17 protein-coding genes are annotated in these 13,058 nt (G+C 69.3%); 7 read left to right on the top strand and 10 right to left on the bottom strand.

The window, feature by feature from the left end; genetic code table 11:
- Positions 1-133: 133 nt before the first annotated feature.
- Positions 134-406: a hypothetical protein gene (locus ACFV7Q_RS35810; protein WP_385435112.1), complete on the top strand. Its 273-nt coding sequence runs from the start codon at positions 134-136 to the stop codon at positions 404-406.
- Positions 407-567: 161 nt separating this feature from the next.
- On the opposite strand, the gene ACFV7Q_RS35805 is transcribed toward ACFV7Q_RS35810, so the two are convergent.
- Positions 568-1,128 (bottom strand): TetR/AcrR family transcriptional regulator, encoded by a 561-nt coding sequence (locus ACFV7Q_RS35805; RefSeq protein ID WP_385435111.1) that lies wholly within the window; start codon positions 1,126-1,128, stop codon positions 568-570.
- 111 nt (positions 1,129-1,239) lie between these two features.
- On the opposite strand from ACFV7Q_RS35805, the gene ACFV7Q_RS35800 reads away from it, so the two are divergent.
- Positions 1,240-1,662 carry a nuclear transport factor 2 family protein gene (locus ACFV7Q_RS35800; RefSeq protein WP_385435110.1) on the top strand — a complete coding sequence of 141 codons (423 nt, stop codon included), beginning with the start codon at positions 1,240-1,242 and terminating at the stop codon, positions 1,660-1,662.
- A gap of 157 nt (positions 1,663-1,819) precedes the next feature.
- Positions 1,820-2,815, top strand: coding sequence for a trypsin-like serine peptidase (locus tag ACFV7Q_RS35795; RefSeq protein ID WP_385435108.1), 996 nt, complete (start codon positions 1,820-1,822; stop codon positions 2,813-2,815).
- 151 nt (positions 2,816-2,966) lie between these two features.
- Here ACFV7Q_RS35795 and ACFV7Q_RS35790 read toward each other — a convergent pair whose 3' ends face one another.
- The 3 genes from ACFV7Q_RS35790 to ACFV7Q_RS35780 all read right to left on the bottom strand — a co-directional run bounded on the left by ACFV7Q_RS35790 (position 2,967) and on the right by ACFV7Q_RS35780 (position 5,069).
- Complete coding sequence (locus tag ACFV7Q_RS35790; protein ID WP_385435113.1) at positions 2,967-3,815, bottom strand: immunity 49 family protein; 849 nt, start codon at positions 3,813-3,815, stop codon at positions 2,967-2,969.
- A 175-nt stretch (positions 3,816-3,990) separates the two neighbouring features.
- Complete coding sequence (locus ACFV7Q_RS35785) at positions 3,991-4,359, bottom strand: toxin-antitoxin system YwqK family antitoxin (RefSeq protein ID WP_385435107.1); 369 nt, start codon at positions 4,357-4,359, stop codon at positions 3,991-3,993.
- A 68-nt stretch (positions 4,360-4,427) separates the two neighbouring features.
- A complete protein-coding gene (locus ACFV7Q_RS35780) occupies positions 4,428-5,069 on the bottom strand; it encodes an SDR family oxidoreductase (protein ID WP_385435106.1) in 642 nt (213 codons plus the stop codon).
- Positions 5,070-5,353: 284 nt separating this feature from the next.
- Between ACFV7Q_RS35780 and ACFV7Q_RS35775 the strand changes: the two genes are divergently transcribed.
- The gene (locus tag ACFV7Q_RS35775) at positions 5,354-5,974 is read left to right on the top strand and encodes a hypothetical protein (RefSeq protein ID WP_385435105.1); all 621 of its coding nucleotides are present in this window, start codon (positions 5,354-5,356) and stop codon (positions 5,972-5,974) included.
- Positions 5,975-6,146: 172 nt separating this feature from the next.
- On the opposite strand, the gene ACFV7Q_RS35770 is transcribed toward ACFV7Q_RS35775, so the two are convergent.
- The 5 genes from ACFV7Q_RS35770 to ACFV7Q_RS35750 form a co-directional block, all read right to left on the bottom strand.
- Positions 6,147-6,560, bottom strand: a complete 414-nt coding sequence (locus ACFV7Q_RS35770) for a hypothetical protein (protein WP_385435104.1) — start codon at positions 6,558-6,560, stop codon at positions 6,147-6,149.
- Positions 6,561-7,193: 633 nt separating this feature from the next.
- Positions 7,194-7,445, bottom strand: coding sequence for a hypothetical protein (locus ACFV7Q_RS35765; RefSeq protein WP_385435103.1), 252 nt, complete (start codon positions 7,443-7,445; stop codon positions 7,194-7,196).
- Positions 7,446-7,573: 128 nt separating this feature from the next.
- Positions 7,574-7,795, bottom strand: a complete 222-nt coding sequence (locus tag ACFV7Q_RS35760) for a hypothetical protein (protein ID WP_385435102.1) — start codon at positions 7,793-7,795, stop codon at positions 7,574-7,576.
- 12 nt (positions 7,796-7,807) lie between these two features.
- Positions 7,808-8,005: a hypothetical protein gene (locus tag ACFV7Q_RS35755; RefSeq protein WP_385435101.1), complete on the bottom strand. Its 198-nt coding sequence runs from the start codon at positions 8,003-8,005 to the stop codon at positions 7,808-7,810.
- A gap of 11 nt (positions 8,006-8,016) precedes the next feature.
- Positions 8,017-8,868: a helix-turn-helix domain-containing protein gene (locus ACFV7Q_RS35750; protein ID WP_385435100.1), complete on the bottom strand. Its 852-nt coding sequence runs from the start codon at positions 8,866-8,868 to the stop codon at positions 8,017-8,019.
- Between the two features lie 382 nt (positions 8,869-9,250).
- Between ACFV7Q_RS35750 and ACFV7Q_RS35745 the strand changes: the two genes are divergently transcribed.
- Positions 9,251-9,652 carry an ATP-binding protein gene (locus ACFV7Q_RS35745; RefSeq protein ID WP_385435099.1) on the top strand — a complete coding sequence of 134 codons (402 nt, stop codon included), beginning with the start codon at positions 9,251-9,253 and terminating at the stop codon, positions 9,650-9,652.
- Positions 9,653-9,750: 98 nt separating this feature from the next.
- Positions 9,751-10,524, top strand: coding sequence for a VOC family protein (locus ACFV7Q_RS35740; protein WP_385435098.1), 774 nt, complete (start codon positions 9,751-9,753; stop codon positions 10,522-10,524).
- Positions 10,525-10,663: 139 nt separating this feature from the next.
- Here ACFV7Q_RS35740 and ACFV7Q_RS35735 read toward each other — a convergent pair whose 3' ends face one another.
- Positions 10,664-11,248 carry a TetR/AcrR family transcriptional regulator gene (locus ACFV7Q_RS35735; RefSeq protein WP_385435097.1) on the bottom strand — a complete coding sequence of 195 codons (585 nt, stop codon included), beginning with the start codon at positions 11,246-11,248 and terminating at the stop codon, positions 10,664-10,666.
- 150 nt (positions 11,249-11,398) lie between these two features.
- Here ACFV7Q_RS35735 and ACFV7Q_RS35730 point away from each other — a divergent pair, with 150 nt between their 5' ends.
- Entirely contained in the window at positions 11,399-13,003 is a 1,605-nt protein-coding gene (locus ACFV7Q_RS35730) for an MDR family MFS transporter (protein WP_385435096.1), read from the top strand.
- Positions 13,004-13,058: the final 55 nt, after the last annotated feature.

Here is a 13,058-nt window from a genome sequence, read left to right as displayed (position 1 = left end):
ATCCACACCAGGCCAGAAGGCCCTCACCCATTTCAAGATCCCTCAACCGAGACCTGCATCACCCGTCCACAACCTCCCGGGACAGAACACCTAGGGTATGGGAAGGGCGGATCGATTCGATGTGGAGGCAGACATGGAATCCGCGGGCGGCGACTCACACGATGCAGGTAGTGAAGTGCGGAAGGTGAGGGTTGTCGTCGCGCTCGACCCGGATCGCTTCGATGCTGCCGTTGCGGCCGCCCGGAACGCGGGGCTGATCATCGAGTCCGAGATGCGCGAGATCGGCACGGTCGTGGGGGCCGTCCCCGAAGATGCACTCGCGGCGCTCGCTGCCGCGGACGGCGTCGAAGAGGTGAAACGGGAACGCACCCACCAGTTGCCCGACCCGGGCTCTCACGTGCAGTAGCCCCGCCATTCCGCACTGCTGGGCGGGGGGCGAGCGACGGCGTCAGGTCGTCGCCCGCCACCCCGCAACCACCCCCGGTGTCGGCCCGCTTCCTCCGGCTGAGTCGGGGCTGACCGAGCCCGGCTGACCGAGCCCTACCGCCAGCCCGGCCCCGGCCCCGCCTACGGCCTCGTCCCCGCCGCCGCCGTCCGCAGCAGGGCGGCTGCTGCCGTGCCCGCGCGGCGTGCCGGTTCCGGGCCGGGGGCGAGGGCGGCCACCGCCGTGGCCCCTTCGACCAGGACGAGGAGCTGGTCGGCGAGCTCCTCCCGCTCCGGCCCGGCGACCTCCGCCAGCAGCTCCCGCAGCTCCGTCTTGTGCCGGCGTACGACGTCCAGGACGCCGGCCGGTCCGGCCGCGCCGAGTTCCCCGTACGCGTTCATGAACGCGCACCCGCGGAACCCCGGCTCCGAGAACCACGCCGCCAGCCAGTCGAAGACGGCCCTCACCGGGTCGGCGGGGGCGGCGGCGACCGCGGCCCGCAGGCTGCCGATCCACCGCCGGTCGCGCCGCTCCAGGTAGCCCGCGACGAGCGCCTCCTTGGCGGGGAAGACCTTGTAGAGCCGCTTGAGCGGGACGCCCGACTCCGCGCGGATGCGGTCCATGCCGACGGCCTGGATGCCCTCGGCGTAGAACAGCGCCTCCGCCGCGTCGAGCAGTCGGGTGCGGGCCTCTTCGTCGTCCATGGCGGCAGCGTAACCCAGAACCGCTTGCGCGGAGAACGGTCGTTCTCTAAGGTCGCCGCATGAATGGAGAACGCTCGTTCTCCAAGTTGCGAACGAAAGGCGTGTTCCGTCGTGACCCCACCCGCCGTACGCCCGCCCCTGCCCCCCTTCACCGAGGAGTCCGCCCGCGCCAAGGTGCAGGCCGCCGAGGACGCCTGGAACACCCGGGACCCCGAGCGGGTGGCGCTCGCGTACACCGAGGATTCCGTCTGGCGCAATCGCGACCGCTTCCTCACCGGCCGCGCCGAGATCCGCGCCTTCCTCGCCGAGAAGTGGGAGCGCGAGCTCGACTACCGCCTCCGCAAGGAGCTGTGGGCGTACACCGGCAACCGCATCTCCGTCCGGTTCGAGTACGAGTGGCACGACGCCTCCGGCCAGTGGTGGCGCAGCCACGGCAACGAGCAGTGGGAGTTCGAGGACGACGGGCTCATGCGCCGGCGGGAGGCCAGCATCAACGACGTCCCGATCGAGGAGGCCGACCGCCGTCTGCGCTGATCGCGCTGATCCGGACGTGTGGCGTTCGGCGCCGTCCGGCGTTCCCCGGCCGGTCGCGGCGCCGGACGGGGGGAGGCTCGGCACCGTCGGGCACCGCCCCGCACCGCCCCGCCCCACACCGCCCCGCCCCCTGCACCCGAGCTCCGAGGAGGCCACCATGTCCGAGCCGATCCCGTCCTCCGCCTGGGAAGACCGCATCACCTCCCGTTCGGCGCAGTCCCGCGAGGACCCGGGGCATTCCTTCCCGCCGCGTCCCGAGGCCGTGCACGTGACCCCGGCCCACCTGTCCGCGCTGGACCGGGAGATCGCCCACGAAGTCGACGGCTACCTGCCCGAGGGCGCGGCGGTCAGCGCCGTCCCGCGGCCGGTGCCGCCGGAGCAGGTGCGCCCGCCGATGTGGCGGCGGCCCCCCGGCCGGGAAGGGCACGACGACCGGGGCGAGGCCACCGGGGTGTTCCAGCCGGACGACCGCTCCGAGTTCTCCGACACCTCGTTCCCGTGGCGCACCTGCGGGCGCGTCCAGACCCCGGCCGGCTGGGCGTCGGGGGTGATGGTCGGGCCCCGGCACATGCTGACCGCGAGCCACGCCGTGCCGTGGCTGGCGGGCGGCGGCGCGGACTGGATGACGTTCACACCCGCCCAGTTCGACACGAGCACACCGTTCGGCACCGCCCACTCGACCCGCGTCTACGCCTGGCTCCGCGCCAACGGCGCCGACGGGATCGACTCCACCGAAGCCGCCTTCGACTACGTCGTCTGCGTGCTCAGCCAGCGCCTGGGCGACACCGTCGGGTGGATGGGCTCCCGAACGTACTCAACCGACTGGGACGGCAAGCCGGTCTGGGGGCACGTCGGCTACCCCTTCGACATCGGCTCCGGGGTCCGGCCCGTGTACCACCCGCGCGGGGTGATGGACAGGACGGTGGGGGAGAGCACGTCCGGCCGCAACTCGTTCCGGATCGTGCACCGCAACGACGCGGTGGGCGGCCAGTCCGGCGGCCCGTTCTTCGGCTGGTGGGACGGCGACCCCTGGCCGCGGGTCGTGGCCGGCCAGAGCGCCGAGAACTGGGGCGGGTTCGGCGGCCCCAACGCCGCCGGCGGCGGCGCCGCCCTCCCCGCCCTCATCGACTACGCCCACTCCGTCGAACCGTAGGCCCGCCACTCCGCGCCGTCAGCAGGTCCGGCAATTCGCTTGGGGCGTCGTCGCGAACACCCCAAGCGCTTCCACAAGTTCTCAATGCTGGCGCCGCGGTCTCCGCAACAACACCCCTGCACGATGGTCGGACTGCACGGCTCCCGCACCGTCAGGTATCGAACTCGCCCAGCCAGGAACGGTCCAAGAGGCAGACGGGAAGGTACTCGGACTCAACCTCGATGGAGAGGCCCGCGTCATGCGCGAGGCAGGCGATGGCTAGCGGACCGAGGGCCAGGAAGCCCGCGAGATCGTTCGCCCGCTCCGGCGTGCTCCAGTACGCCTTGTGGAGCTCCAGGGCCTCGACGAGTGCCTGGTTGAACCCGTCCGCGTCCCTCCGCATGAACTGGTAGAAGAGATGGATCGGCGGGTACAAGACGCACTGCAGCAGATCGCGCGGTACTCCCGCGGCGATGTCCGGGTGAGACTGCTGGATGGTGAGCGTCAGCTTCTCCAACAGGCCGGGCTGCTCCCGCCAATATGTCTGCAAGGCGTCCACCCAGTGATAGACGTACTCCTCGGCTTCGACGCCGGAAGCCCGTAGGAGTTCCAGGGGGATTTCGCACATCCGGTCCATGCGGACCTGGTCCCGGCAGATGATGACGAACCACAGCGTCGTAAGCCAGGTGCCGGCGTTTGCAAAGAACTGTGGCCCCGTTGCCGTGACAGTCCGCATTTCATGCGCGATGCGTCCGTCGATCGATCCCGCGGTGTGGGAGGCGGCATCGAATGCCGCCACACCGATCTGCATGGCGGAGACCGTCGCATCCCATGTGGCGAAGCGGTTGCCTGTTGGGTTCAGCGCCTGGTTCACCTGTACTTGCAGAAGTGCCCCGTTCAAGGCCATGCCAACGATCGCGGGCGAGGCGTCCAAATTTTGGACACTCTTTGCGAACTCCTCTGCCAGACGCTCCACGGTCTGCTCGTTGATTGCCGGAATCAGGTGTCGCTCCACAATCACCGTCAAGGACTACTCCTGTCAAAATCGCCGTCGCTGTCGACGCTTACGCTCGGGAGGGCGTGGCCGGACGCCGGCGCCAGGAGCAGTTCAACGAGCAGAACTCTCTCGCCTCCGCCTGAAGTGTGCAGGATAAGTGCATGAACGGTGAGTACAAAGCAGCGCCGGCTGGCGGGTCCTACCCCTCTGTCCGCTCCCAAGTGCGCGTCGGGAGGCCGTCCTCGTCCCATTCATAGGAAGCCAGCAGAAAGCGGCCATCCTCACTGGAGATCATCTTTTTGGCAAGGGTCCCGTTCGCGTGCCACCTCAAGGATTCTCCCGCCAGAAATCCCATCCGCATGACACCCTCCGCCTGCAGTACTCCACTCTTGTACCAGTGGCGATAGGGCCCGTCTTTGATTCCGTCCGTGTACCTTGTGATGCCGACACGACACCCGTCGAGATGTTCCTCCGCCTCGCCAGTGAATAGCTCTCCGCGATAAAGGAGCCGCTGAGCGTAGTCGCCGTCTACTTCGGGGTCGTCAATATCAATACGTTCCAACGTCATCACCAGGGTAGGTAGTTCGCTAGATGGCTTATAGTCGGTGAACCGGCCGAAGCCGGCTCGGGCGTCATTCAGCATATGGGCGTAGTTGGCGCAGAATGGAGCTCTCCTTGGGGGAACTTTATTTCCGATATCGTTCGCTTCCTTCGTGAAGTAGACAGACGCGTGCATTTCACCCAGTGCGCGCGCATCGTCGACCTCAGTTCAGCCGTCGCTCGGGGGCGTGGCGTCGTCAGCGGAGTCACCGCCGACGGGCGGATGTGCGTCCACGCCATGCCCGAACGCTCGACGGCCCGCTCGATGGCCAGCCAGAACCACGTCTCCGGCGGGTACGCCTCCTCGTACTCCGGCCCGTGCGACGACAGCACCACGATCCGCCGCACTCCGGCGTCCCGGGCGGTGTCCAGCAGCTCCTGGACCGTCGCGGGAACCGCGCCGGCGAGGAAGACCGCGTCCACGCCGTCGAACACCTCGGTGTACTCCAGCGGGCGGGTGACGGAGCCCTCGACGACCTCGGTGCCGGCGGGCCAGTCGTGCAGCTGGTCGGGTTCCGCGAGGACGCGCACACGCTCGCCGGCGGACGCCAGCTGTCGGGCCAGGCGGCGTCCGACGGTTCCCGTGGGGCTGCAGCCCGCGCCCTTGCGGGGGCTGACTGCGGTCAGCAGGTGAAGTCGGCTGCCGGACGTGTTCGTCACCGGCGTGAATCCGGACACGGCAAGATCCTCCAACGCGCGACAGTGGAGATCTTGCGCCGCCTCAGGGCGAGTGATGCGCTCGGCGGGTGCGGATCGATTGCGTCAACGGTAACAGCAGGGAAGGGAGTTCGGGAGCCGGCCTGGCACCCCGAGCCGTGGCCCCCCGGCGACGCGGCCCCGTGATCCCCGCGTCGCGGCGCCGACCCCTCCCGCGAGTGGAGGGTCTGTCCTTCGGATGCTTCCGGGCACACGGTGAGAAAAACAGAAGGACTGCTTGCTCGCGGCCGTGTCAGAGTCGTCGCATGTCCAACGACGTGGCCTACCCCGTTTTCCGTACGCCCGACCGCGATCTGGCCCTGCGTACGGCTCGCCGGATGGTGGCGTTCGGTGCCCAGCCTTACTCGCAGGTTTCGGTGGAGGCCGAGGTGCCCACCCTGGCCGAGGCGAGGCGGCTGCGCGATGCCCTGCCGGAATCCTGGTTCACGTGCTGGGACGTCGACGCGCCCTCCGTTCCGCCGCCCAACATCCCGGACCTGACCTACTCGGTTCCCGCCGGTGGGCTTCCCGACGACTTGACCGGAGCGGAGGTGTACCTTCCCCTGTCCGTCTCGATGCTGGACCAGCCCTTGGGGAGCATCGAGGATCATTTCGCCGCGGTGGTGGGCCCTCACCCGGCTGAGGTCCGCTGGTCCTCATTGGCGTGGCCTGAGGCGCCGGAGCGGGACTTGTACGGCGAGGGCAAACACGCCGAGGTCACTCTCCTGCTGAACTGCGACTCTCGTGAACTCGATGCCCGGGCCGACACCCATTCGGTCCTCGTCCACGTACGGCGCCGCAACGGCGATGGGTACGAGGACCGCTTCGCGGAGTGGCTCGCCGAGCAGATCGGACAGAAGGTCATCGGGCCCCCGCAGCACACATGAGCCTGCGGGTTTCTTCTCGCCAGCTGATCGCTGCCATGCACGTCGTTGTCTGACGCCCAAAGAGCCGTGATCGAACCGATCGAAACGCCCTACGTGACCCAGCAGTGGCCATCCCGGTCCCTGTGGCGAGCCACCCTGCTGACGAGGGCGGCCAGAGCCAGATCGCCCAGGGTCACGTCGGCGGACGATTGTGCTCACCCGGGCACGATGCCGGACCGTCCGAGCGGCCGGGCGTCCCGGACCGGTGCGCCCCGCCGCCTGCTGCGGCCGTCGTGACCAGGTAGTCGGCGAAGTGCTCGGTCAGCGGCTCCCCGGTCAGGGGTTCCAGGAACAGGAACTGCCCCTGCGGGTTGACCTCCAGCCAGACGGGTTCGCCGCCGGGGGTGAGCTTCAGGTCGATGACGCCCATGCGCAGCCCGAGCCGGTCGAGCACCGTGCGGACCTGCCGGGCGAGGTCCGGTGGCACCGGCCAGCGGGAGATCGGGACGTTGAGGTCGGGGCGCCAGTCCAGTTCTTCCGTCTCGATCAGCGCCGCGAACATGCGGTCGCCGAAACAGTTGAGCCGGATGTGGTGCCGGCCCGGCACGTACTCCTGGTAGGTCGCGGGGCATACGGCGAAGGACTCCGCCGGCAGCTGCTGCGGGTCCTGGATCCACCGGGTGTACAGGGACGGGCCGCGCGCCCACGACCGGCTTGACGATGGCCCGCCCGACCTGACGCGCGAACTCGACGACTTCGTCGCGGGATTGCGTGACCAGCGTCCGCGGCACCCGGAAGCCGGCCTGCCGGGCCACCCACAGCTGGTAGACCTTGTCCGATGCCCGGTCGGTCGCCTCCGGCGGTGAGATCCACTCGCCGCGGAACGAGGCGGCCAGGATCCCGGCCAGCGCTCCGCGGCAGTCGTTGTTGACCAGGCTGACCTGCTGCGCGGCGAGACCGGGGCGGTCGGACGGCGGGGCGGACATGGTGAGTTGCTGGTCCGCCCGCGCGCGGCGCCACCACAGCAGCTCCGCCTGCGCCGGGGACACGGTCCGGCCCTCCGAGGTCGGCACCGCGGCCGAGGTGTCGGAGCCGTCCGGCTCCCCGGGCAGCTGCCAGGTCAGGCCCGGTCTGCCGCTCACCGCGTCGCACTCCACGATGTGGAACTCCCGGCCGCGGGCGCGTACGGCGTGCTGCACCGCGATGGCATGGAGGTCGTCGCGGAACAACAGGGCCAGGATCATGCCATGTCACACATGTCGGTGCAGCAGTGAGGCCCGCACCCCGTTTCGCAGGCGCGGCCCGCGATGGTGTCGGCGGAGATCTCCAGACCGGTGGTCATCCGCACGGCCTGTTCCCAGGCCCGCAGCTCCTCCGGCGTCTTGAGCGGTACGAATCCGGTCGCCTGGGTGCTGAACACCACCGGCGGGGCGGTACCGGCGAAGTCGTCCTGTGTCTGGTCCAGGGGCTCGCCAAGTGTGAAGCCGTTCATGGTCACGGCCTCCCTCGATCATCTCTCTCCCCCGAGTCCGAATCCCCTCCTTCCACTGAACCACCGCCGTACCAGGGGCGCATCCGCTCTGCAAGCCCAACTGGTTGGGCTTGCAACCAATGCCCCGTTCAGGTCCGAGCCCAGCATCGAGTGGCCCAGTGGCCGGCACGTGTCAGCCGGTCTCCATCGGCCCGCGTGACGACCAGCCCGACACCGTCGAACGCGATGCGATCACCTGCCGACAGGAGCAGCGGGTAGGTCAGCTCGAAGGCGTATCCGTCGTCCGTCTCCAGGTCGTCCACCAGCACCGACCTCGCGATCGGCGTCGCCCCGTCAGCTATCAGGCGCATGCGGAGATGCTCCTAGCCGTCGAGGAGGTGGTCGGCCTTGCCGGCCTTGATGTCCCTGATCAGCTGGCGCAGGGCTTCCGTGCTGTCGGTGATGTACGCAGTCTCCTGCCCGGTGACCGCGATGTAGCTGTTCCCATTCCCGTCCACCCCGATGCGGTAGCAGGAGTTCCCCTCGCCACAGAAAGGCTCTTCCCAGGTCACGTGAGTCACGATGTCCTCCTTCACAACTGGCTGGCCACGCCTCGGATGAAGTCGCGGGAGGCGGTTGCAGAGAGCGCCAGACGCTCCAGCGCCTCGAAATGGGCTCGGTACTTGTCGAGTTGGTCTTGGGCGTGAATGAAGTCGGGCCCGTGTGAGTTGTCGATCTGTACCGTGTCGAGTTCCGGCGCCGGGCCTTCCGCGTAGATCACCGTCTGGCCTGCACCCGGGAACCCTCCCGCATCGAACGGGATGACGAGCACCGTCACATTGTCCTGCTCGGAGCGGCTGAGCAAGTGGTCGAGTTGAGCCCGCAGGACGGCACGCCCACCGAACTGCATGCGCAGAGCGGCTTCATGCACGATCGCCACGAAATCGGTCGCTCCGTCACCCTCCAGGATCTGCTGGCGCTCTACGCGCAAGGCCAGGCGCAGCGCGACCTCGTGTTCCGGCAGCGCCGGGATGACCATGCGGAACAGGGCGAGTGCATGGTCCGTGGTTTGGAGCAGCCCCGGCATGTGGACGGGATAGGCGCCGCGCACCCGGACGCTGTGCGCCTCCATTTCCGCGATGTCGAGGAAGCTCTGCGGAAGCTGTCCGCGGTAGCGGTCCCACCAGCGGCGCGTGCCTGGCTGCGCCATGGCCGCGAGACCCGATACGTACGCCTCGTCCGTCACGTTGCAGCTGTTCGCAAGCCTGCGGAGTCGGTCGGTGGAAATGGCGCGCGTTCCGGACTCCATGGCGGAGATGGCGCCCCGGTCCACCCCCAGTAGCGCAGCCGCGCGCTCGGCAGACACCCCGCCAGCCTTGCGCATCCTGCGCAGCTCGTACCCCAACCTCTTCTGGCGCTCCGTGGTGGCTGTCCTCGCAGTCATGCCGTGAAGTCTCGCCTGTCCGGTGCTTGTCGTGCACGAACGGCTGACTTCCTCCGGCGAGCGGGCCAATTTTGGCCCGCACTGGGCTACATTACGTAATGCACCGCTCACGCAAGGCAGTTGAAGTGCATCCCCGGGCCGCGCCATGTCCTGCTGCGGGGACGAAGCCACAGCTCGCCGGCATTGCGTAGCCATCCGTGCGCGTCGACCTCACCGCAGCCACGCCAGTGCCAACCGCCGTGTAGTGCTTGAGGAGTTCGAGATGTCCGTGCCGCCATTCGTTCGCCCGCCCGCCGACGGCTTCGCCGCCTGTCCGACTTCGCGGGTCGAAGTCGGGCCGCAGCCGCGGCCGTTGCCCGACATGTTGGCCTGCAGTCTCAGCGTGCCCGGGGAGCCTTGGAGTGCGCAGATCGCGCGGTCGGCAGTGGAAGCCGCCCTGCATGCGCACCGGCTGGACGGGCTCGCGCCCGCGGCCGTGCAGGTGACCGGGGAGCTGCTCGCCGCGGCCTGGCGGCTGGACCCCGGTGGTCAGGCGTACCTGTCCGCCCGCTACCGCGATGACGTCCTGCGGCTCGCCGTGTACGACGGCCATCAGGCCCACGGCAACGCCCGCCTCGCCGCGCACTGTGAGGCCCGGCGCCGGGCCGCGCTCCGGTTGCTGCGGGTGGTCGTGCGGGAGTGCGGCGGGGAGTGGGGCTTCGGGGATTCGCGGGAGCCGGGCGGCGGGACCCGTACCTGGGTGACGCTGCCCCGCGCCGGCGCCCTCGGGTACCTCCCCGGCTAGGGAGCGTGCCGGCGGTCGCCGGTCGAGCCGGACGGGAACGGGCGGGGCGTCTCACTTCTCGTGCCCGTGTCGGTCACATCCGTTCCTCGGGATCCGTCATGGGGGCGACTGTCCTGCACGAGGAGGCCACGATGCAGTGCGTGCTGATGATCTACCACGGGACCTATCCGCTGCCGGGCTCATCGGAAGCCGAGGCCGTCCCCGAGGTGGAGCGGCAGGCGGCCTACGCCGATCACCACGCCCTCAACACCATGGAGAACGTGACGCCCGGTCCTCCCCTGGGCCTGCCCCAGGACGCCACGACCGTGCGCGTGGAGAACGGTTCGGCCGTCCTTTCCAAGGGTCCGTACCTCGACGTCAAGGGCGCGGTGGATGGCTTCGACCCCGTCGAGGCCGAGGACCTCGACGCCGCCGTTGCCATCGCCGCTCGTGTCCCTCAGGCGCGGCCGGGGGTGCGGTCGAGATCCGGCCCTGCGAGAAGTCGCGATACTTGCAGCTCATTCGCTGCGCATTCGAGTGATGAGGGAGCCATGGCGATCGAATCGGTGGTGTTGCGGCAGCGCGTCGAGGATCTGGACGCGGCTGTGACCTTCTACGAGAAGTTGACGGGGAGTGCGGCGTCCCGTTTCTCCTCCGCCGGTGTCGACCTGGCGGGCATCGGCCCCTTCCTCCTGTTCAGCGGTCCGGACGAGGCCGTGCAGCGGGTCGCGGGCGTGGCGGCCACCCTCACCGTGGTCGACCTCGATTCCGTCGTTGAGGAGGCGGTCGCAGAGGGCGCCGAGGTGGTGGTGCCCAAGTCCCCCACTCCCCACGGCCACCGCGTGATCCTCCGGCACCCCCAAGGCGGGGTGTTCGAGTACGTGGGAGCCTGACGGCAAAGCCGTCGACGCATTCCGGCGTTGCGGCGCCGGCAGGCGGCCTTGCCGCATCCGCGGCCCGGGCGGCGTCAGGAGAATCTCCCCATGACGCCCGCTCGGGCCCCGGCCGGGCCCCCAGCCGGGGTGCGGCCGGTCAGGAGCCGTGGTGGGCCTGGGTGATGAGGTCGATGGCGACCTCCAGGGCGGCCACGCGGGTCTCCTCCGGGTCGCCTTCCACGTGCTGGAGGAACATCATGCCCGCGTGCAGCGTGAAGAGGGCGCTCACGCAGCGGACCTGGTCCGTGAGCGGGCCGTCGTCGTTGCGCAGCAGCTCGACCAGGATGAACAGGCGCCGCTTGACCGTCTCGCCGATGCTGAGCTCCCGCATCGTCGCCTGGTTCTCCTGCATGAAGCGGTACAGCTGCGCGCCCGCCGCCATGGCCTCGCTGTAGCGGCGCAGCACCTCCCGCTTGGTCTCCAGGGTGCACGGCCGCGGCTGCTCCTGGGCCCAGGTGATCAGCTCGTCGATGGGGCGGGTCACGTCCTCGAAGACGCTGATGATGATGTCTTCCTTGGTTTTGAAGTGGTAGTACAGCGCCGCCTTCGTGACCTCCAGCCGCTCCGCGATCTCGCGCAGCGACGTCTTCTCGTACCCCTGCTCGGCGAAGAGCTCCAGTGCGACGTCCTGAATGCGCTGGCGCGTGTTGCCACGTCGCCCCTGCGGACTGCTGCTGGACATGCGTCTCCCCATGAACTTACTTGACGCCCGGCTAGTGCCGCGTCTACCGTCCCCAGTGTAGTGAACTAGCCGGGCGTCAAGTAAGTAGCGACAGGGTGCGGAAGCGTCCGGCCCGGCGCCGAGCGGACGTGCCAACGGGGAGCGGAACACATGGTCGACAGCGTCAACAAGACCGGCGGGGCCTCGGGGGAGGTGAAGCCGCGCAGCGTACGGGTCGTCCTGATGGCGCTGATGATCGCGATGCTGCTCGCGATGCTCGACAACATGATCATCGGCACCGCGATGCCGACGATCGTCGGCGAGCTCGGCGGACTGGAGCACCTGTCCTGGGTGGTCACCGCGTACACCCTGGCCACCGCCGCCTCCACCCCCATCTGGGGGAAGCTCGGCGACATGTACGGGCGGAAGGGCTCCTTCCTCACCTCCATCGTCATCTTCCTGATCGGCTCCGCGCTCAGCGGCATGGCCCAGGACATGGGCCAGCTCATCGGCTTCCGGGCCGTCCAGGGCCTCGGTGCCGGCGGTCTGATGGTCGGCGTCATGGCGATCATCGGCGACCTGATCCCGCCCCGCGACCGCGGCAAGTACCAGGGCATGATGGCCGGCGTGATGGCCCTCGCCATGATCGGCGGCCCGCTGGTCGGCGGCACCATCACCGACCACATGGGCTGGCGCTGGTCCTTCTACATCAACCTGCCGCTCGGCGCCGTCGCCCTCGCCATGGTCACCGCCGTCCTGCACCTGCCCAAGAAGAAGTCCCAGGGCAAGATCGACTACCTCGGTGCGGCACTGCTCACGGTCGCCATCACCTCCACCGTGCTCGTCACCACCTGGGGCGGCACCGAGTACGCCTGGGGCTCCACCGAGATCATCGGCCTCGTCCTGCTGGGCGTCGTCTCCGTCGCCGCCTTCCTCTTCGCCGAGACCAAGGCCGCCGAGCCGGTCATCCCGCTGCACATCTTCCGCAGCCGCAACTTCACCCTCATGTCGGTGATCGGCTTCCTCGTCGGCTTCGCGATGTTCGGCGGCGTGCTCTACCTCCCGCTGTTCCAGCAGGCGGTCCAGGGCGCTTCCGCCACCAACTCCGGTCTGCTGCTGCTCCCGATGCTGCTGTCGATGATGGCCGTCTCGCTGATCTCCGGCCGCGTCACCACCAGCAGCGGCAAGTACAAGATGTTCCCGATCATCGGCGGCGCGCTCATGGTCGTGGGCATGTACCTGCTGGCGACGATGGACACCGACACCAACCGGATCGTCTCCGGCGTGTACATGGCCGTGCTCGGCGCCGGACTCGGCTTCCTGATGCAGATCACCATGCTGGTCGCGCAGAACAGCGTCGAGATGAAGGACATGGGCGTCGCGTCCTCCTCGGCCACCCTCTTCCGTACGCTCGGCGGCTCCTTCGGCGTCGCCCTGATGGGCTCCCTGTTCACCACCCGCGTCACCGACGCCATGGTCGAACGCCTCGGCCCGCAGGCCGCCGGCTCCGTCGGATCCGCGCAGCTCGACGCGGCGAGCCTGGCCAAGCTGCCGGATGCGGTGCGCGAGGCGTACCAGCACGCGGTCGCCGCCGGTACGCACTCCGCGTTCCTGCTCGGCGCGTTCGTGGCCGTACTGGGCTTCCTCGCCGCCTGGTTCGTCAAGGAGGTCCCGCTGCGGGGCGCGGGCCCGGCCCCGGCCGAGGCCGGCGCGGCGGGCGCGGCGGGCGCGGGTGGCGCCGGGAAGCCGGCGACGGCGGAGCCGGTCGCGCACTGACGCGCCGTCAGCAGGCCCATCGGCACCACCTCCCACACGGGCCCCGGCCCCGGCG

Source organism: Streptomyces sp. NPDC059851 (genome assembly GCF_042732005.1).
Taxonomy (GTDB): Bacteria; Actinomycetota; Actinomycetes; order Streptomycetales; family Streptomycetaceae; genus Streptomyces.
Note: the sequence above shows the minus strand (reverse complement) of the source record. Positions and strands in the feature narration are given on the sequence as shown.